The following is a 20,238-nucleotide window of genomic DNA, read 5'->3' on the forward strand; positions in this document are numbered from 1 at the left end:
TGTCCCTTAATTAAACCAAAAGCAGCAGAGCAAGAATCAGCACTGCACCCAGCCCCAGAGAGGCAACATACCAACGGATCTGACCGTTTTCACTCACTGCTAGCCCTTTGTTTGCCCAACGTGAAAGATGTGCAGGGATATTCATCAGTGAGTTAATCGGATCGCTTTCGAGTAACCATGCAATCCCTTTGAAAGGTTTTACAAAAATTACATCATACAACCAGTCGAAGCCCCATGCGTGGTACCACCACGTTGAGAAGAAACGACCAATTGCTGTTTTCGCAATCGCATCAACGATAGAACGTCTAAACAGATAGAGGAACGTCGCAATCAACAGACCTGCGATAGCAAAACCACCCGAGATAGCTTCGATAAACAGTTTACCGTCTTCAGCTTCCATTGGTTTTGCAGGGAATACGCCCTCTAATGGCTGATGGATCATCGCACCCACGAAGGTTGCGAGAATTGCCAAAATAGCCAGTGGTACAGTGTGAGTGATGCCTTTAACTTTATGCGCTTTGATTTTTGCTTCACCGTGGAACACGATGAAAATCATACGGAAGGTGTAAATTGCGGTCATTAATGCACCGAGGATACCCGCCCATAACAGCACAGTTTGTCCATCCACTTTCGCGCCCCACAAGATAGCATCTTTACTGTAGAAACCAGAAGTAAACAGAGGCAACGCGGCCAATGCACTACCACCGATTAACATCACAATATAAACGAATGGAATTTGCTTACGCAGGCCACCCATCTTGAAGATGTTTTGCTCGTGATGACACGCGATGATCACCGAACCTGCGGACAGGAACAGCAACGCTTTGAAGAAGGCGTGAGTCATTAAGTGGAAAATTGCCGCATCCCATGCTTGTACGCCTAGAGCCAAGAACATATAACCAATCTGGCTCATAGTTGAGTAAGCAAGAACGCGTTTGATATCCGTTTGAACCAGTGCTGCGAAACCTGCAAACAGCAATGTTACCGCACCCACAACACCCACTAAATGCAGAATGTCTGGGGTTAACAAGAATAATCCATGAGTACGCGCGATTAAGTACACACCCGCGGTAACCATGGTTGCGGCGTGGATCAGCGCAGAAACTGGGGTTGGACCCGCCATCGCATCGGCTAACCATGTTTGTAATGGCAGCTGAGCTGATTTACCGACCGCACCACCTAGTAACATCAGCGTTGCCCAGTTCAGCATCGATAAGCCTTCCGGAGACAACTGAGTCGCACGTTGTGCCATTTCGCTGAAGTTTAAGGTGCCCAATTCGTTGTACAGGATAAACATGCCGATAGCCAAGAACACGTCACCGATACGGGTCACGAAGAAGGCTTTCATTGCCGCTTTACCGTTCTCTGGGTTGGTGTAATAGAAACCAATCAACAGATAACTGCACAGCCCTACCCCTTCCCAACCGAGATACATCAGCATCATGTTATCAGCCAGCACTAATACCACCATGCTCGCGATAAACAGGTTAGTGTAAGTGAAGAAACGTGAGTAACCTTCCTCGCCGCGCATATACCAAGAGGCATACACATGAATAAGGAAGCCCACACCCGTTACCACACCTAACATGGTCAGAGAAAGACCATCAAGGGACAGGCTAAATGGGATAGTGAAATTACCCACAGACATCCAAGTCCATAACATTTGTGGATAAACATACCCAGCTTCATGAGTTAAAAACTCAGAACCTGCATAAAATGCAACTAGAGCGGCCAGACCCACAGAGCCTGCACCGATAATCGCAGATACATTTTCTGACCAACGACCGCGGGAAAATGCGAGAAGCACAGACCCTAACAGCGGGAACAGAATCGTTAAATAGAGTAAGTTCATTCGCGCATCTCACTGACTTTATCAATGTTCAGGTTTTGACGATGACGATGGAGTTGCAGTAACAACGCCAATCCAATACTCGCCTCCGCTGCCGCCAGAGTGATTGCCAGAATATACATAATCTGACCATCTGGTTGCCCCCAAAAACTGCCTGCGACCACAAAGGCTAATGCCGTTGCGTTCACCATGATTTCCAGTCCGATCAGCATGAAAAGCAGGTTACGGCGAATAACAAGACAGCTCAGTCCCATTACAAAGATAATTGCCGCTAAAATCAGACCATGTTGAAGAGGTATCATTGTTTCTCCCCCGCATTACGGCTGTTGCTGACAAGATCAGCGCTGTTTTCTGAACGGTCACGACCCACGTGGAAGGCAACAACCAGACCCGCGAGTAATAATAACGATGCTAATTCAACGGCTAAGACGTAAGGACCAAACAAGCTGATACCCACTTCTTTCGCTGTGATAATCACACCTTCCGTTTTTTCTTGGTGAGAAAGGCTGGCTATCCCATACACTAAAATACCCAGTAAAACGGCAGATAACACTGCGGGACCAATCCACGTTTTCGGTGTTAACCAAGCGCGCTCTTGTTCTTGTACTGAGCGACCTAAGTTCAACATCATCACCACGAAAACAAACAGAACCATAATGGCGCCAGCGTAAACGATAATCTCCAATGCTCCGGCAAAATACGCACCGAGCGAGAAGAACACCATTGACAGTGCCAACAGAGAAACCACCAGATACAGTAGCGCATGCACTGGATTGGTATTAGTAATCACCCTCAAAGTTGCTAGAACAGCAACTAGACCGGCGATATAAAATGTAAATTCCATGAATATCGCTCCTTACGGCAACAGGTCTTTGACGTTGATAGGTTTCGCTTCGTTATCCGCTTCGCCTTTATCTTTACCTGCGATCGCCATACCTGATTTACGGTAAAAGTTATAATCAGGATATTTACCCGGCCCTGAAATCAACAGGTCGTTTTTCTCATAAACCAGATCCTGACGACGCCAATCTGCCATTTCGAAATCTGGCGTCAATTGGATTGCCGTAGTTGGACAAGCCTCTTCACACAGACCACAGAAAATGCAGCGAGAGAAGTTCACGCGGAAAAATTCGGGATACCAGCGTCCATCTTCGTGCTCGGCTTTTTGCAGTGAAATACATCCCACCGGGCAAGCAACCGCACACAAGTTACACGCAACACAACGCTCTTCACCATCAGGATCGCGCGTTAGCACGATGCGCCCACGGTAACGGGGTGGCAGATAAACCGGCTCTTCTGGGTACATTTGCGTTTCCCGTTTATCGAACGCATGTAGACCCACCATCCAAATACTGCGTACTTGGGTGGCGAAACCGACCAATAACTCTTTTAATGTCATGGTTCAATCACCCCTTACTGAGCGTTGTATAAAATCACTGCTGCGGTACCCAGCAGGTTAAGCAGTGTCAGTGGCAGACAAATTTTCCAGCCGAAGGACATTACTTGGTCATAACGTGGACGCGGTAATGAAGCACGGATCAAGATGAACATCATCATGAAGAAGGCTGTTTTAATCGCAAACCACAGGAAAGCAGGCAGGAACGGACCATGCCAACCACCAAAGAACAGCGTTACAATCAGCGCAGACACAGTCACGATACCGATATATTCACCCACGAAGAACAGACCGAATTTCATACCGGAATATTCCACATGGTAACCGTCGGCAATCTCTTGCTCCGCTTCTGGCTGGTCAAATGGGTGACGGTGACATACCGCGACACCCGCAATCGCAAACGTGATAAAACCAAAGAATTGTGGGATCACGTTCCACATACCCTCTTGGGAATTCACGATGTCGATTAAGTTGAATGAACCCGCTTGCGCGACCACACCCATTAGTGACAAGCCTAAGAACACTTCATAACTCACCGTTTGAGCCGATGCACGCATCGCACCCAATAAGGAGTATTTGTTGTTACTTGACCAACCGGCGAACAGTACCGCGTACACTGCCAGACCTGCCATCATCAGGAAGAATAAGATCCCGATGTTTAGATCAGCGACGTGCCAAGTCGGACTGACTGGCACAATGGCAAACGCTAAGAACAGAGAACAAAATGCGATAACTGGTGCAAGCGTAAAGATTTTCTTGTCCGCAAACTCTGGGATCCAGTCCTCTTTAAACAACATTTTGAACATGTCGGCAATCAGTTGCCCCATTCCAAATGGACCCACACGGTTAGGACCGTAACGGTTTTGGAATAGACCGAGAATACGGCGTTCGCCGAGACTCATGTATGCCCCGCAGGTCACGACAACCAGCAAGATAACAACCGATTTAAGGATGGAAATCAGGACTTCCATCACCGCAGGAGAAATCCAATCCATCATGCGCCCCTCCGCAGATTATTCACTGACACGCCCGCCATTACCGGAGCAATTCCCGGCATACCCAGAGGTAAACCGATTTGACCCACAGCAAGGTGCTGACTAATGCGCACTGGCAGATTAAAGGTTTGACCTGCATGACTAAATTCAGCTTTTACGCCAGCATTTAGACCGAGTGTAGCCGCATCTTGCGCGTTCAACATGATATAAGGCTCTGGCATACGTTGCTGGATCACATCAGAACGTTGTGAGGTTTCATCACTACCAAATAGATGATAGTAAGGTGCCACAACCCACTGTGCTTCGCCGCTTTGGTAAGCCGCAGGAACCTCAGTGAAGTACGCTAATTTGCCTTCTGTCGAATTGAATAAGCGCACACCCGGATCACCAAACAGTAAGTGTCCGCCCACTTCCGCCTGGAATTTGTTCCATGCTTGTGGTGAGTTCCAGCCCGGTGCCCATGCAAATGGAATTTGCTGGCGTGGCGCTTTCGGTTGGTTATTCCCTTCCATTGAGAACGCAAATGGTGAGTCGATATCTTGCGGTTGACGCGGTTCATGAACCGATTTGTCCGCCAGCATTGCCGTACGGCCGCTGTAACGATGCGGTTCACGCGCCAGTTTCTGTCCACGAATGCGGAAAGAGGCTTTCGGTGCCGTATCTCTAATACCCGCAAACTGCGGCAGTGCAGCCACACACTCTTCGATAACGTGGTCTAATTGTGACCAATCGGCATCACGTTGCTGCGCTTCAGTTTGCAGCGAATGCATCCAGCGCCAGCTTTCGTTCATCACGATGCTGTTATCGTAGTAAGTTGGATCAAAGACTTGGAAGAAACGTTGAGCACGACCTTCTTGGTTGATAAGCGTACCGTCTGCTTCAGCAAAACTTGCCGCTGGCAGGACTAATGTCGCTTTATCCATGATGTCCGTGTGCTGGTGGTCTGCCACGATCAGGTGCTTCAATTTCGCTAATGCACTATTGACGGCATCCACGGTGCTGTGACGGTAAAGGTCATTTTCCATCACGATAGCCACATCCGCTTCGTTCGCTTCAATGCGTGAGAACGCATTTTCTAATGGCAATGCGTTCATCATCGCGAGGCCAAAGCTGTTGGCATGAGACGCGACATAAGACAGACCGACGTTCGCCCCTTTCGCTTTCAGCGCAAATGCCACGTTAGCTGCGGCTTCGATCACTGCATCGCTAGCGCTATGGCTACCACTGATAATCAGAGGTTTTTTCGCACCCGCTAAAGCTTGAGCCACAGTTTCTACTTTCGCTTTCACATCAGCCGGTAAATCATTCACTGCTGGTGCGTCACCGTTGATCAGGTTAGCAATCGCAAAACCGAAACGCGCTTGATCCGCCACTGGTGCACGGTAGTTGTAAGCCGCGACATCATCTAAACGCGTGTCATCCACGTTAGTGATAAACAGTGGATACTTGGCGTGTTGACCAATGTTTTGGATAGCCGCGATTTGCCAGTCAGCGACTTTCTGTGCCGCTGCCATTTCACGGGCTTTACCTTTCACCGCTTGGCGAACAGATAATGCCATACGTGCGCCCGTCTGAGTCAAATCCTCACCCAGAACTAAAACGGCATCGTAGCCTTCGATTTCACGCAATGTAGGGGTGTAAACACCGCCGTTTTGCAGGATGTTTTGCATCAGCGCTAAGCGACGTTGTTCATCCTTAGAAATGCCGGAGTAGAAGTTTTCCGCACCGACTAAAGCACGCAGTGCGTAGTTACTTTCGACGCTAGCACGTGGAGAACCGATACCAATCACTTTCTTCGCTTGATTGATAATCTGCGCACCGCTTTGCATTGCTTCAATCGCCGAGATCACCTGCTGGACGCCATCTTTGGTTAACAGCGCTTGGCGAGGACGGTCTTTACGGTTTACGTAACCATAACCGAAGCGACCACGGTCACACAGGAAGTAGTGGTTTACAGAACCGTTATAGCGGTTTTCAATACGGCGCAGTTCACCATAACGCTCACCTGGGCTGGTGTTACAACCGATGCTGCACTGTTGGCAGATACCCGGTGCAAATTGCATATCCCATCTACGGTTATAGCGTTCTGAGTGCGTTTTGTCGGTGAATACCCCTGTTGGGCACACTTCGACGAGGTTACCGGAAAATTCACTTTCCAGCGTACCATCTTCAGTACGACCAAAGTAGACATAGTTATGCGCGCCATACACACCTAAGTCGGTGCCATCGGCATAATCTTTGTAGTAACGAACGCAACGGTAACACGCGATACAGCGGTTCATTTCATGACTAATGAATGGACCGAGATCTTGGTTTACGTGCGTGCGTTTTGTAAAACGATACTTACGCATGGTATGACCGGTCATCACCGTCATATCTTGTAAGTGGCAGTTACCGCCTTCCTCACAGACTGGGCAGTCATGTGGGTGGTTGGTCATCAGCCATTCAACAACACTTTCACGGAATTGTTTGGCTTCTTCATCATCGATTGAGATGTAAGTGCCTTCCGTTGCCGGTGTCATACAAGACATCACGAGGCGACCACGAGTGTCATCCGCGTTTTGATACTGCTTCACCGCACACTGGCGGCAAGCGCCAACGCTTCCCAGCGCCGGATGCCAGCAAAAATAAGGAATATCTAGCCCCAACGATAAGCAGGCTTGTAACAGGTTTTCAGACCCGTTTACGTCATATTCTTTGCCGTCTACATATATCGTAGCCATAGTCAGCATGCTTCCCAAAGGCCCGCTTTAGCAGGCGTTAAACATAAATACGTTCTTCGTCAAAAATTCGTTTAGCGGTTGCTCAATCGCTAAATGCTTACCAACGCTGCTTGAGCAGGTTTGGCTGGATCCCGGCAATCTGTACGATGTTACGCAGATCTTTTTTCGAGATACCCGCTTCGAACTCTCCACGGAAATATTTGATGGCGCTTTGTAATGGCTCAACCGCACCCGGTGCGTGTGCACAGAAGGTTTTGCCGGGCCCTAAGAAACGGCAAAGTTGTTCAAGGGTTTCGATATCCCCTTCTTGGCCTTCACCTTTTTCCAGTGCCTGTAGAATTTTTACGCTCCAAGGCAGACCATCACGGCACGGTGTACACCAACCACAGGATTCACGCGCGAAGAAGGTTTCTAAGTTACGCACTAAAGAAACCATGTTGATTTCGTTATCGACTGCCATCGCTAGCGCTGTACCTAAACGGCTGCCTGCTTTTGCAATGTTTTCGAAATCCATCGGTAAATCGAGGTGATCGTTGGTCAGGAAGTCAGTTCCTGCGCCCCCCGGTTGCCATGCTTTGAGTTTTAATCCATCACGCATACCGCCCGCGTAATCTTCTAAGACTTCGCGCGCCGTTGTACCAAATGGCAGTTCCCACAGACCTGGATTTTTCACACGTCCAGAGAAGCCCATCAGCTTAGTGCCCGCGTCTTTACTCTTGCCCGCGCTTAAATCGATATACCACTGGTCACCGTGCTCTAGAATTGCAGGCACGTTACAGATAGTTTCGACGTTATTAACGCAGGTCGGTTTACCCCATGCACCTGAACTTGCAGGGAATGGTGGTTTAGAGCGTGGGTTTGCACGACGACCTTCAAGGGAGTTAATCAGTGCGGTTTCTTCACCACAGATATAACGACCTGCACCGGTATGCACAAATAGCTCAAAATCAAAGCCCGAACCGAGAATGTTTTTACCTAAGAGACCCGCTGCTTTGGCTTCTTCGATGGCGCGACGTAAATGTTTCGCCGCTTCAACATATTCACCACGTAAGAAGATATAACCACGGTAGGCTTTTAATGCATAAGCGCCGATGATCATCCCTTCCACTAATAAGTGAGGTAGTTGTTCCATCAATAAACGGTCTTTATAAGTGCCCGGCTCCATTTCATCCGCGTTACATAAGAAATAACGCAGTTTCATGTTTTCGTCTTTTGGCATTAAGCTCCATTTCAGACCCGTCGAGAACCCTGCACCACCACGACCTTTCAGTCCGGCATCTTTGACAAGGTTAACCACTTCATCAGGAGCCATGCCTTTGAGGGCACGTTCGACACCTTTGTATCCGTTTTTGCTGCGATACTCATCTAACCAGACTGGCTGCGCGTCATCGCGTAGGCGCCAAGTTAATGGATGAGTTTCCGCAGTACGGATCACAGGGTTTGCGGAGAAGTTTGTCATGGATACTGCTCCAGTAGCTTTTGAATATTTTCAGGCTGCACATGACTGTGGGTATCGTCATCGATCATCATCGTTGGACCCTTGTCACAGTTACCTAAGCAACAGGTTGGCAGCAGCGTAAAGCGACCATCAGCGGTGGTTTGACCTGGGCGAATACTCAGCTGTTTAATAATTTCAGCTTCTAAGCCTTGGTAGCCCGTAATATGGCAAACAACGCTGTCGCAATAACGAATAATGTGGCGACCCACTGGTTGGCGGAAAATTTGGCTATAGAATGTTGCCACGCCTTCTACGTCACTCGCAGGAATGCCTAAAACTTCAGCGATAGCATGAATAGCGCCATCTTCTACCCAGCCACGATTTTTTTGCACAATTTTCAGCGCTTCAATTGACGCCGCGCGTGCATCTTCGTAGTGGTGTTTTTCCCCTTCAATTTCCGCACGCTCATGTTCGGTTAAAACAAAACCGTGATTAGCTTGCGGTTCGAAGGTATTCACCACGTCAGACTGGCTGTTACAGCCGCATTGGCCAGTGCCACATTGACCTTGTTTATCTTGTTCATTATGCATGGTTAGCGATCCACATCCGACATTACAAAATCGATACTACCCAGATAGACAATTAAGTCAGAAACCAAGCTACCTCTGATTGTCGCCGGAATTTGCTGCAAGTGCGCATAACTCGGGGTACGAATACGTGTACGATAGCTCATGGTGCTGCCGTCACTGGTTAGGTAGTAGCTGTTGATCCCTTTGGTTGCTTCAACCATCTGGAATGATTCGTTAGCTGGCATTACCGGGCCCCAAGACACTTGTAAGAAGTGGTTGATTAGGGTTTCGATATGCTGCAATGTGCGCTCTTTCGGCGGCGGCGTTGTCAGTGGATGATCAGCTTTAAATGGACCTTCAGGCATATTCTTCAGACACTGCTCAAGAATACGGATACTTTGACGCATCTCTTCCACTTTGATCATTACGCGGTCATAACAGTCACCGTTATGGGCGATTGGAATGTCGAATTCAAAGTTTTCATAACCTGAATAAGGACGTGCTTTACGTACGTCAAAATCCACACCCGTTGCACGTAAGCCTGCACCTGTCACGCCCCACGCTAATGCCTCTTCCTTGGTGTAAGATGCCACACCAATAGAACGACCTTTCAAAATGGAGTTTTTCAGCGCAGAAGTCACATAGGATTCTAGGCGTTTCGGTAACCAGTCTAATAATTCACGCAGTAATTTATCCCAGCCACGCGGTAAATCGTGAGCAACCCCACCGATGCGGAACCATGCTGGGTGCATACGGAAACCAGTGATCGCTTCAATCACGTTGTACACTTTTTGTCTATCAGTGAACGCAAAGAACACTGGCGTCATCGCACCAACGTCTTGAATATAGGTACTGATATACAGTAGGTGACTGTTGATACGGAACAGTTCAGACATCATGACACGGATAGTTTTTACGCGATCCGGTACTTCAATACCTGCCAGTTTTTCAACCGCAAGAATATATGGCATCTCATTCACACAACCGCCGAGGTATTCGATACGGTCGGTATAAGGAATATAGCTATGCCATGACTGACGCTCACCCATTTTTTCTGCACCACGGTGGTGGTAGCCGATATCGGGAACGCAGTTAACAATCTCTTCACCATCCAATTGCAGCACGATACGGAATGCACCGTGAGAAGATGGGTGGTTTGGACCCAAGTTCAGGAACATGAAATCTTCGTTTTCATTTCCGCGATCTAAGCCCCACTCTTCTGGTTTGAAAGTCAATGCTTCCATTTCCAGATCTTGCTTTTGCTTAGTCAGAACAAAGGGATCGAATTCCGTGGCGCGCGCAGGGTAATCTTTGCGCAGCGGATGACCTTCCCAGCTTGGAGACATCAGCAAGCGACGTAAATTCGGGTGACCTTGGAAGGTGATCCCGAACATGTCCCATACTTCACGCTCATACCAGTTGGCATTTGGGAATAAAGAAACCACCGATGGCACGTTTAAGTCTTTCTCATTAAGAGCCACTTTCAACATGATGTCGCGATTTCGGTCAATGGAAATGATGTGGTAGAACACACTAAAGTCCGCTTCAGGCAGACCTTGGCGATGAATACGCTGGCGTTCATCGACTCCGTGTAAGTCGAACAACATCACATAAGGTTTAGGTAGTTTCTTTAAGAAATCTACAATTTCCAGTAATTGTTCACGGCGTACCCAAACCACTGGCATGCCAGTGCGGGTTGCTTGAACTGAAAAGGCATCCGGGCCAAATTGGTTGCGCAGTTCCAGAAGCACAGGATCATTAATGTGATCTTGTGTCTGCCATTCTGGCTGATTATGACTCGCTTGCGCTATCTGATCTGTCATCATTCTTCACCATAACGCTTGATCAGGTTTATTATTTCGCAACAACATTGCTCTGTTACGCTGTATGGCTAAAAGCCTTAAATTTCGTCAGGGGTACGCAGGTTGGTTACTGCGATACGTTCACCGTGTTTTCTTTCTCTTTCTGACTGCATATTCGCACGATAAACACCCTGATCACCGACAACCCATGAAAGTGGGCGACGTTCTTTGCCGATGGATTCTTGTAACAGAAGGAGAGCCTGCATATAGGCTTCAGGGCGTGGTGGGCAGCCTGGAATGTACACATCCACGGGAATAAATTTGTCGACGCCTTGAACAACAGAGTAGATGTCATACATCCCACCTGAGTTCGCACATGACCCCATGGAGATAACCCATTTTGGTTCAAGCATTTGGTCATAAAGGCGCTGGATGACGGGAGCCATTTTGGTAAAACAAGTTCCCGCAACAACCATAAAGTCGGCTTGACGAGGAGAAGCACGCAGTACTTCCGCACCAAAGCGGGCTACGTCATGAACAGCCGTGAACGACGTCACCATTTCTACATAGCAACATGAAAGACCGAAGTTGTATGGCCACAGAGAGTTTTTACGTCCCCAGTTCACCACATCATGAAGTGCATGGGATAATTTCCCCATATACACACTGTTTTCAACTTGCTGCTCAAGGGGATCAGTAACGATTTCTTGAGTTTGCAGTGGGTAACGGTCGTTCTCACCGTTCGGATCTATGCGGGTGAGCGTATAATCCATTGTATAATGCCTCGCTTTTTACTGCGGATGACGATTGCTGATTTTAATAACTTCACTAGGACCTTTAACTGCGCGACGTGAACGGATTGGAGTCCAATCGAGTGCACCAACGCGGATCAGATAAAATAATCCCGCCAACAATACCAAGATAAAAATAGCGGCTTCGATGAAACCGACCCATCCCGCTTCGCGGATGGCGACAGACCATGCAAATAAGAACATAGCCTCCACATCGAAGATCACGAAAAACATCGCGACCAAGTAGAACTTGGCTGACATACGAAGACGAGCACTACCGACAGAGTCAATACCTGACTCGTAGGGAACGTGTTTTGTTCTGGCTTTGGCGCGGCTACCCAAGAAATGACCTGCGGTCAACATGAAAGCGCAAAGACCAATAGCGCCGAGAAGGAATATAGCAAAGCCCCAGTTATGGGCTAACTCTAGGATTGATGTAGACATACTCGTTGCTTACTCATTACTTATGGTACTTAACTGCTCTTTTTTATAACACGGCAGTATTGCACCACAATTGCCCAGTTAATCGAGAAGAAAGACCAAAATTGACCTCAAAACTAAAAGATCCCCCAAACTAAAATCAGCCTGACGACCGCTGTTTGGTTTGCCCCTCTCTCACTACATTTTATTTTGCTCAAATGAGACAAAATAACCGTATTTATTACAAATAATTCACACACGAAAAACATCTGCGAAACAAAAATAACTCATTAACTGCTAAAACGTGTCAGTGTTACTATACACAAATAAACACGCAAAGTAGTCTAACTGATTATTCGCTTTTACTACACCATTATCTCAGGAAAAACCTGTCTTAACAGACGAAAAAATGTGCTTTTTATTTGATCTAACGCACAGATTTATTGAAAAAATACTCAATTTGTTTACATAACATCCGAATTTAATTTAAGAGGCAGTAACGAATTTTTATTCATCATCCCTACTAAGCCTATGACTACTCTCAGCTATTTTATCAATTCAGCAAATAAATATTGTTAACAGCGTAACAAATCGTTAACTAACTAATGAATTTCATGTTATGCCATATACATCACAATTATTTCATGCTCTTACGCGTAAATCCATACTTAATAAGTGGTTAATTCGTGCATTTTGTCACCTATTGAACAGAAACATTGTTCACTTTTTTATCACCTCATTCTTAAGTAAAATATCGTACTGCAAAAATCGCCTTCCTCCCCTATTAAGCACTTAATGAGTACGGTCAGTAAATTTCAGTTAAGAACATTTTGATAACAATTGGAATGCGTAAAATTGTGAAGGCGGTTTTCAGGCGGGATATTCATAAAAATAAAACGGCTGAGTCAGGATTAACTGATTCAGCCGGATAATATCACTCTATGTATGTTTGCCACTTATCATTGATAAAAACCCTATTTTATCGATAAGGACAAATTGCTCTCTTATTGGGCGCTGTTCTCAGTTTGGTCAGCAACAGCATAAGAGATTTTTTTGTTTTCAATGGCATTAAAGACAGTGAGCACAAAATCTTTTTGCTCATCCGCATTTTTATATAACCAGTACTGAATATCTGGTAGACGCGGTAAACCATCTGACTCACCTAAAACACGCAGATCTGCGTTTTGCATTTCCATTGGGCGAGCAGTCACTCCGACTTCTGCATTCACCGCGGCACGAACCGCTGGTAATGATGCAGCTTCATAAGCCACATGCCATGGTAAGCCTGCTTCATCTAATGCCTGAGTACATAACTTACGGTATGGATTCGTTTCATCCATTACCACCAATGGAATTGGCTCATTTGTACGTAGCTGAAAATCAGGTGCGCTGTGCCATAAAATCGGGACAGTTCTTAATGCTGTTTTTGGGTGCTGAGGAATACGGCTTGTCGTCAATGCTAAATCAATTTCATGATTATCTAACATTGACTCAATAAACTGAGCTCGTTTAATTCTCACTTCTACCGCGATGCGTGGAAATACGGAGGCAATACGGTTTAGTAAGAAAGGTAATAAGATATCGACTGTATCGTCGGATGCCCCGATACGCAATTCACCGTCTGCATCGTTATAGGTTAAAGATGCGGTGGCATCGTCATTAGCACGTAAAATCTGTCTCGCATAGCCGAGTAATTGCAAACCGTGGGCAGTTAATAGCTTATTACGCCCGTGGCGTGCAAATAATTCACGACCAACTAATTGCTCTAAACGTTGCATCTGCTGACTAACAGCGGACTGGGTTCGACATACTGCGGCAGCAGCAGCGGCAAAAGTGTTAAGATCAGCCACTGCGACAAATGTGCGTAGTAAATCGAGATCTAAGTTCATTATGGGACGATTGGAATTTATCATCGTACATTCTCTTTATATAATTTTATGATACCTGGTGTTTCTGCTCTCCTCCGTGAGAATCAGCGAGTCTTAAAAATAATCCAACTTTTTGCATTTCTAATCCGTAGATCTGCATTTATTGTATTCAATACTCTATATTGCTATATCTATTTGATAATTAACTTAAACAGCTTAATTATCCAATTAGCGTTTTAAATTTCTATCAATTAAAGCGGGGTTGATTAACGTAAAACTCAATAAGCACGAATTAATTGAAGAAGACTAAATAGTAACATATTTAATGTAGTTGCAATTATTTTAATGTAAGCTCTTTATGTAACATATGATGTAAATTAACAATTTTATTAATTATCAATACACTAAACATTATAACCACGGTTTCACTAAGAATATTCTCATTAAAATAATCAATATTGCTAACAAAAAAAGCCAAAAACCACCCAAAACGCCCCGACCAATAGTTAAATTTATTTCTAATTTAATGATTTAAGATGCAAACTTACAGAGTGATACAATTTTTGTCACTTTGTCATTACGCGACTTTTCCGCCATTTTTTTACGACTCATTCACTAACACACTCCAAAACCACGATAATTATCAGAATTAGATTCCAACTTAATAGCCATAATAAGAACCATCATCTGACTTATTCAATACTTTAAGATAGCACATATCTGTTTTATGTCTAAACCAACCTTTTGCACCAAAAATTATCTAGCATCTTCAAAAGCTTCCGAGGGAGGAGTACAGTAGATAGTAACGCCGGAAGTCCCCTATGATTGCGAGCCCGTTAGGGTAATGAGAGAACCATGAATACGATAATGAAATCCAATAAGCTCGATAATGTTTGCTATGACATTCGTGGGCCAGTTTTAAAAGAAGCGAAACGCTTAGAAGAAGAAGGCAATAAAGTCCTAAAACTGAACATTGGTAACCCGGCACCGTTTGGCTTTGAAGCACCTGATGAGATCCTCGTTGATGTCCTGCGCAATCTGCCAAGCTCGCAAGGTTACTGTGATTCCAAGGGCTTATATTCCGCGCGTAAGGCAATTGTTCAACACTACCAAGCCCGTGATATCCACGATATGACCGTTGAAGATGTCTATATCGGTAACGGTGTTTCTGAATTAATCGTTCAAGCCATGCAAGCGCTATTAAACAATGGCGATGAAATGCTGGTTCCAGCCCCTGACTATCCACTCTGGACAGCGGCTGTTTCGCTATCGGGCGGTAATGCTGTTCATTATATGTGTGATGAACAACAAGGCTGGATGCCGGATATTGACGATATCCGCAAGAAAATCAGCCCACGTACCCGCGGGATTGTCATCATCAACCCAAATAACCCAACAGGTGCGGTGTACAGCAAAGAGCTATTAATGGAAATCGTCGAGATTGCTCGTCAACATAGTTTGATTATCTTCGCCGACGAAATTTACGATAAAATTCTGTATGACGATGCGCAGCACCACTCTATCGCTGCACTGGCACCTGACTTACTGACTGTCACGTTTAACGGGTTATCAAAAACTTATCGCGTCGCAGGTTTCCGCCAAGGCTGGATGGTATTAAATGGCCCGAAAAAACAAGCCAAAAGCTATATTGAAGGGTTAGAAATGCTGGCATCTATGCGCTTATGTGCTAACGTGCCAATGCAACACGCTATCCAAACAGCATTAGGCGGTTACCAAAGTATCAGCGAATTTATCCAACCGGGTGGTCGTTTATACGAGCAGCGTAACCGTGCATGGGAACTGATTAACCAAATTCCTGGTGTCTCTTGTGTTAAGCCACAAGGCGCCCTGTATATGTTCCCGAAAATTGATATTAAACGTTTTAATATCCACGATGACCAAAAAATGATCCTTGACCTGTTACTGCAAGAAAAAGTGCTATTAGTTCAGGGAACCGCATTTAACTGGCCACACCCAGACCATTTCCGTATTGTCACCCTCCCTTATGCAGATGACTTAGAAATGGCAATCAATAAATTTGGTCGTTTCTTAGAAAACTATCGTCAATAAATTTTCGTTTTATCAAAATAAAATAGCCCAAATAAGGGCTATTTTTTTATCTTAATAAAAACAAGTTTCTCTATGAAACTCCAAATTCAATAGTCTTTATTAGATTAATTAAATAATAGAAATAAAGTAAACAGCTGCTAAGAAAAACAGAACTAAAATTATTGGGAAATATTTCATCTCATCCTCAGATTATTTTCAATTAAATATCATCTTGATTGTAATGATTTAAATAAACCATTCAAATATTAATTGAAATAAAATATAAAAATACAATTGAGACCCTCCTAATATGAGCATCTTTATTTGTATTTATTTTTAGATTGAAAAATATTATTTATTAATTCATCTTTAATAGAATTTAATACTGACATTATCTTTGTCTTAACTAACAATCTATTAGCGAATAAATTCCATTATTCTGATATCCCTGTCGCTGTAATAGCGCTATAATTTTGCAGATTAATCCATCATTAATGAGGGTCTTATGAGTTACTTTTTTGCCCATCTCGCTAGAATGAAACTCATTCATCGCTGGCCACTAATGCGTAATGTACGTACCGAGAATGTCTCCGAACATAGCTTACAAGTGGCCATGGTGGCACATGCTCTCGCGGTCATTAAAAACCGCAAATTCGAGGGAAATGTCAACCCCGAAAAAATTGCGCTATTCGCCATGTATCATGATGCCAGTGAAGTCATCACCGGTGACTTACCAACGCCCATTAAATATCACAATCAGCAAATCGCCCACGAATATAAAAAAATCGAGAAGTTTGCCCAACAAAAATTGTTGGATATGCTGCCAGAAGAGTTGCAAGACGATTTTAAATGTTTGCTGGTAGAAGAACTGCAGTCTGAAGAAGAACATTTTATTGTAAAACAAGCAGATACTTTATGTGCCTATTTAAAATGTTTAGAAGAGCTATCCGCAGGTAATAGCGAATTCAAGTTAGCCAAAAGACGCCTTGAAAAAATGCTCGCGGAGCGCAATAGCCCTGAAATGGAATATTTTATGAAAACGTTTGTACCCAGTTTTACGCTTTCATTAGATGAAATCAGTAATTGATAAAATATAAGGAATGGCAAATGTCATTCCTACTTTTACCTTCCCTGATATTGCATTATCGAATATGAATGGCGGTTGAGCCGCTCGAAGAACTCAGGAAGCTCACATACATTCTTTCCGATTCACCGTTAATCCCTAATGTTGCCTTTCCATGATCTTTCGCGGTGATATTGTAAGAAAACCCTAAAGATGATTCATAAACACTGCCTATCTGTGTCCAGAATGTAATATGCCAACAATTGGTTGTTGCTCCAATTAAATATTTAAATCCCAAAAACATCCGTCAAAATTTCTTTATCCGCAACAAGACCCAACTCTTTTTTGTCATCCAATAATACAACAGCCGTACCTAACGAATGCGTTAAAATAACCTTTTTAAATCTTGCCCCCAAAATTTTTCAAGTTTCAGGTAGCCATAATAATAATTCGATAATGCTTTTTCATTCAGATTTATATTTTCATTCTACGCCATAGTAACCTCCTAATTTTTTCACTGGTAAGGTGAAATTCAATCTAGCAGTATTCACGACGGAAACAGTAGCCGAGTGAATAATATTTCGTACTATTTTTAATTTATATTAAGAAAACTTAGGCTCTACTATTTAGAGCCTAAGTTATTTTAAAATGGGAATAAAACGGGGATCACAGCCACGCTGATAAACATCACAATTATCGTAAAGGGCACGCCAATCTTAAGAAAATCTGCAAATTTATAACCACCGGGGCCCAATACCAATGTATTCACAGGGGAAGAAACGGGAGTCATAAACGCAGCGGATGCCGCAATACCAATCACCATCGCAAACGGTAGCGGAGAGACTTCCATTTGGCGCGCGGCGGCAATGGCAATCGGTGCCATTAATACTGCAGTGGCCGTATTGGAAATAAACAAGCCTATCGTCGCGCATAGAATAAACAGGCAGACTAGCATGACATGAGGCCCCAATCCGCCAGCTACCTTCATCAGTGCGTCTACCGCGAGGGCTATCCCCCCCGTTTCCTGTAAAGCGATAGCGAACGGCATCATCCCAACGATCAAAATAATGCTCGGCCAATGAATTGACTTATACGCACTTTCCATATCAATACAGCGAAATTTTCCCATTAATAAACAGGCAATTAATGCTGCAATAAAGTTAGGAATTTCATTGGTGACCATCATCGCCACCATGAGTGCAAGGCAAAATAATGCATGAGGGGCTTGTGAGGAGGCTGGGGCAACGGCCTCAACTTCAGCGGCTAAGTTCAATACGATAAAATTACGTGGTTTGGTCGATAGAATACGGATCAGCTTCCAGTCTCCAATGACCAGCAAAATATCCCCTAAGCGCAGAGGTTCATCCACTAGCTTTCCATCAAGGGCCTTTCCATCACGGCGGATCCCTACGATGTTTAAACCATATCGGGTACGAAATTTAATCTCTCGTAACGTTTTACCCAATAATTCTGAGTCTGGGTTCATGGAAACTTCCGCCATCCCGACATCCCTTGATTGCTCGGAAAAATAATCCCCACGCAAGATCATCGGTTCAAGAAGTTGCTCACTGCAAAATTGGCGTAGTTCATCGTCAGTCACTGAAATATCAATCAGCAAAACATCGCGCTCGCGTAGCTCAGTTCCCCCCGTTGCACTCACCATCACACGGCGAAACTTACGCCAGCGCTCAATCCCCACCACGTTTGCACCATAACGGGAACGTAAATGAAGCTCATCAAGCGTGTGTCCTATCAGTGAAGAGCCTTTACGAATAGCTAATCGGCGAGCGCGTCCTGCTAATTTATAATCGCGGATCAGGTCACGGAAACTGCGTTGATATTTAACAGGTTGTTTATCCGGCTCATTGCTCCCTAACCAGCGACGAGTTAGCCACATATAGCCAATACCCGCGATTAAAATAAGCAGCCCTATCGGGGTAATTGAGAAAAATTGAAAGCTGGGTAATCCTTCGCGAACTAATTCACTGTTCACCACCATGTTGGGCGGTGTTGCGACTAATGTCATCATGCCACTGATTAAGCCAGCAAAGCCCAGCGGCATCATTAATCGACTTGGTGAGGTTTTCATCCGTGCCGCTACACTGAGCACCACCGGAATAAAGATAGCGACCACGCCAGTGGAGCTCATAAATGCACCGAGCCCCGCCACCGTCATCATTAAAAAGACCAGCATTTTACTTTCGCTGCTGCCTGCGACTCGGACAAGCCACTCCCCCATTTGGTAGGCAATTCCGGTACGAACCAGACCATCACCGATGACAAATAGAGCGGCAATCAACAAAACGTTAGGATCCGCAAAACCCGCCGTTGCCTGTTGTAAGGTCAGTGTGTCACTTAATACAAACGCCACAATCACTAATAAGGCAACCACATCCATGCGGACTTTATTGGTAGTAAATAGAACAACCGCGATCAATAGTAGGGTTAGCACCCACAGCAATTCTCCGTTCAAAGTATCCCCTTTCGACGAAAAAAAACAGGCTAAAGATTTTAGTTAGTTAACCATGTTTTTCAGAGGATTTCTTTGATTAGATCGCAATTAGACGTTTTTCGACACGAAAAGCTCAAAATAGCCGTTATTGTCAGGGCCTGTCACGGAAATTTGTTCTAATGTACTAATAATTGCAGAGATTTCATCTCGTCTTGGCATACCTTCAGGATCATGAACCGCAATAACTTGGCAACCCGCACTTAATGCTGAATGGATCCCTGCTGGCGCATCTTCAAAAGCAATGCACTCTTCAGGAGGCAGCTCGAGGCTTTTCGCCCCTAATTGGAACGGTTCTGGATCAGGTTTGCCTTTAGAGACTTTTTCAAACGTGACCCAGTGCTTCGGCTCAGGTAAACCCGCTGCGGCTCGGCGTCCGTGAGCAATTGGCACTGTGCCCGATGTTACAATCGCCCAAGGGGCACCTAATTTATTCAGTAAAGATAACAGCGCTGTTGCACCCGGCAGTGCAACAACGCCGTCCATATCTTCGCTTTCCATTTTCTCTAACCAACAAAAATGGCTCTGTAGCTCTTCTTCGCTTGCATTAGGTAGGAAATGGCGCAATGTGGTCATTGCAGGTTTTCCATGGATATAGTCGATAATCGCTTGATGATCTTCACCAATTCTATCGCCGAATAAACACCAACAACGCTCAACGACAGCCAGTGAGTCCGCCAATGTTCCATCGAGATCGAATAAAAAACCTTTTGCTTTTAACTTCACATCAAACCCTTTTTTAGAAAATCAGCTACCTAATACAAGA

Annotated in this window: 16 protein-coding genes; 2 read left to right on the forward strand and 14 right to left on the reverse strand. The window is 44.9% G+C overall.

The genetic code is table 11. The features are described 5' to 3' along the window. Positions 1 to 10 precede the first annotated feature (10 nt). From nuoL to QS795_RS10660, 12 genes are all read right to left on the reverse strand, one after another. A complete protein-coding gene (nuoL, locus tag QS795_RS10605) occupies positions 11 to 1,852 on the reverse strand; it encodes an NADH-quinone oxidoreductase subunit L (RefSeq protein ID WP_154602875.1) in 1,842 nt (613 codons plus the stop codon). Then, complete coding sequence (gene nuoK / locus QS795_RS10610; protein ID WP_006660292.1) at positions 1,849 to 2,151, reverse strand: NADH-quinone oxidoreductase subunit NuoK; 303 nt, start codon at positions 2,149 to 2,151, stop codon at positions 1,849 to 1,851. Before nuoK ends, nuoL begins: the two co-directional genes overlap by 4 nt. Then, a complete protein-coding gene (gene nuoJ, locus QS795_RS10615; RefSeq protein ID WP_224057948.1) occupies positions 2,148 to 2,693 on the reverse strand; it encodes an NADH-quinone oxidoreductase subunit J in 546 nt (181 codons plus the stop codon). Before nuoJ ends, nuoK begins: the two co-directional genes overlap by 4 nt. 12 nt (positions 2,694 to 2,705) lie before the next feature. Further along, on the reverse strand, positions 2,706 to 3,248 hold the full coding sequence (nuoI, locus tag QS795_RS10620; RefSeq protein ID WP_004259834.1) for an NADH-quinone oxidoreductase subunit NuoI: 543 nt from the start codon (positions 3,246 to 3,248) through the stop codon (positions 2,706 to 2,708). A gap of 14 nt (positions 3,249 to 3,262) precedes the next feature. After that, a complete protein-coding gene (nuoH, locus tag QS795_RS10625; protein WP_036952747.1) occupies positions 3,263 to 4,240 on the reverse strand; it encodes an NADH-quinone oxidoreductase subunit NuoH in 978 nt (325 codons plus the stop codon). After that, positions 4,240 to 6,972 carry an NADH-quinone oxidoreductase subunit NuoG gene (gene nuoG / locus QS795_RS10630; protein WP_318626468.1) on the reverse strand — a complete coding sequence of 911 codons (2,733 nt, stop codon included), beginning with the start codon at positions 6,970 to 6,972 and terminating at the stop codon, positions 4,240 to 4,242. Before nuoG ends, nuoH begins: the two co-directional genes overlap by 1 nt. 88 nt (positions 6,973 to 7,060) lie before the next feature. Then, the gene (gene nuoF / locus QS795_RS10635; protein ID WP_036952742.1) at positions 7,061 to 8,422 is read right to left on the reverse strand and encodes an NADH-quinone oxidoreductase subunit NuoF; all 1,362 of its coding nucleotides are present in this window, start codon (positions 8,420 to 8,422) and stop codon (positions 7,061 to 7,063) included. After that, the gene (nuoE, locus tag QS795_RS10640; protein ID WP_225575697.1) at positions 8,419 to 8,991 is read right to left on the reverse strand and encodes an NADH-quinone oxidoreductase subunit NuoE; all 573 of its coding nucleotides are present in this window, start codon (positions 8,989 to 8,991) and stop codon (positions 8,419 to 8,421) included. The genes nuoF and nuoE overlap by 4 nt, the downstream gene beginning before the upstream one ends. Positions 8,992 to 8,993: 2 nt before the next feature. Further along, complete coding sequence (nuoC, locus tag QS795_RS10645; protein WP_286268654.1) at positions 8,994 to 10,796, reverse strand: NADH-quinone oxidoreductase subunit C/D; 1,803 nt, start codon at positions 10,794 to 10,796, stop codon at positions 8,994 to 8,996. Between the two features lie 74 nt (positions 10,797 to 10,870). Continuing rightward, positions 10,871 to 11,545: a NuoB/complex I 20 kDa subunit family protein gene (locus QS795_RS10650; protein ID WP_004912254.1), complete on the reverse strand. Its 675-nt coding sequence runs from the start codon at positions 11,543 to 11,545 to the stop codon at positions 10,871 to 10,873. Between the two features lie 18 nt (positions 11,546 to 11,563). After that, entirely contained in the window at positions 11,564 to 12,007 is a 444-nt protein-coding gene (locus tag QS795_RS10655; RefSeq protein WP_036952734.1) for an NADH-quinone oxidoreductase subunit A, read from the reverse strand. A gap of 980 nt (positions 12,008 to 12,987) precedes the next feature. Continuing rightward, positions 12,988 to 13,896 carry a LysR family transcriptional regulator gene (locus QS795_RS10660; protein ID WP_154602877.1) on the reverse strand — a complete coding sequence of 303 codons (909 nt, stop codon included), beginning with the start codon at positions 13,894 to 13,896 and terminating at the stop codon, positions 12,988 to 12,990. An 810-nt stretch (positions 13,897 to 14,706) separates the two neighbouring features. On the opposite strand from QS795_RS10660, the gene QS795_RS10665 reads away from it, so the two are divergent. Further along, positions 14,707 to 15,921 carry a pyridoxal phosphate-dependent aminotransferase gene (locus QS795_RS10665; RefSeq protein WP_154602878.1) on the forward strand — a complete coding sequence of 405 codons (1,215 nt, stop codon included), beginning with the start codon at positions 14,707 to 14,709 and terminating at the stop codon, positions 15,919 to 15,921. Positions 15,922 to 16,405: 484 nt separating this feature from the next. Next, on the forward strand, positions 16,406 to 16,987 hold the full coding sequence (gene yfbR / locus QS795_RS10670) for a 5'-deoxynucleotidase (protein ID WP_181477306.1): 582 nt from the start codon (positions 16,406 to 16,408) through the stop codon (positions 16,985 to 16,987). Positions 16,988 to 17,606: 619 nt separating this feature from the next. Here yfbR and QS795_RS10675 read toward each other — a convergent pair. Then, positions 17,607 to 19,436, reverse strand: coding sequence for an SLC13 family permease (locus QS795_RS10675; RefSeq protein WP_154602880.1), 1,830 nt, complete (start codon positions 19,434 to 19,436; stop codon positions 17,607 to 17,609). Positions 19,437 to 19,523: 87 nt separating this feature from the next. Then, the gene (locus tag QS795_RS10680; protein ID WP_286268662.1) at positions 19,524 to 20,198 is read right to left on the reverse strand and encodes a sugar phosphatase; all 675 of its coding nucleotides are present in this window, start codon (positions 20,196 to 20,198) and stop codon (positions 19,524 to 19,526) included. Positions 20,199 to 20,238: the final 40 nt, after the last annotated feature.

It is taken from the genome of Providencia zhijiangensis (genome assembly GCF_030315915.2).
GTDB lineage: Bacteria > Pseudomonadota > Gammaproteobacteria > Enterobacterales > Enterobacteriaceae > Providencia > Providencia zhijiangensis.

Coding starts and splice junctions, on each gene's coding strand:
- nuoF (WP_036952742.1), bottom strand. CDS start 8,422: ATGACAAACTTCTCCGCAAACCCTGTGATCCGTACTGCGGAAACTCAT.
- QS795_RS10655 (WP_036952734.1), bottom strand. CDS start 12,007: ATGTCTACATCAATCCTAGAGTTAGCCCATAACTGGGGCTTTGCTATA.
- QS795_RS10650 (WP_004912254.1), bottom strand. CDS start 11,545: ATGGATTATACGCTCACCCGCATAGATCCGAACGGTGAGAACGACCGT.
- QS795_RS10660 (WP_154602877.1), bottom strand. CDS start 13,896: ATGATAAATTCCAATCGTCCCATAATGAACTTAGATCTCGATTTACTA.
- nuoG (WP_318626468.1), bottom strand. CDS start 6,972: ATGCTGACTATGGCTACGATATATGTAGACGGCAAAGAATATGACGTA.
- nuoE (WP_225575697.1), bottom strand. CDS start 8,991: ATGCATAATGAACAAGATAAACAAGGTCAATGTGGCACTGGCCAATGC.
- nuoC (WP_286268654.1), bottom strand. CDS start 10,796: ATGATGACAGATCAGATAGCGCAAGCGAGTCATAATCAGCCAGAATGG.
- nuoL (WP_154602875.1), bottom strand. CDS start 1,852: ATGAACTTACTCTATTTAACGATTCTGTTCCCGCTGTTAGGGTCTGTG.
- nuoK (WP_006660292.1), bottom strand. CDS start 2,151: ATGATACCTCTTCAACATGGTCTGATTTTAGCGGCAATTATCTTTGTA.
- nuoI (WP_004259834.1), bottom strand. CDS start 3,248: ATGACATTAAAAGAGTTATTGGTCGGTTTCGCCACCCAAGTACGCAGT.
- yfbR (WP_181477306.1), top strand. CDS start 16,406: ATGAGTTACTTTTTTGCCCATCTCGCTAGAATGAAACTCATTCATCGC.
- nuoJ (WP_224057948.1), bottom strand. CDS start 2,693: ATGGAATTTACATTTTATATCGCCGGTCTAGTTGCTGTTCTAGCAACT.
- QS795_RS10665 (WP_154602878.1), top strand. CDS start 14,707: ATGAATACGATAATGAAATCCAATAAGCTCGATAATGTTTGCTATGAC.
- nuoH (WP_036952747.1), bottom strand. CDS start 4,240: ATGGATTGGATTTCTCCTGCGGTGATGGAAGTCCTGATTTCCATCCTT.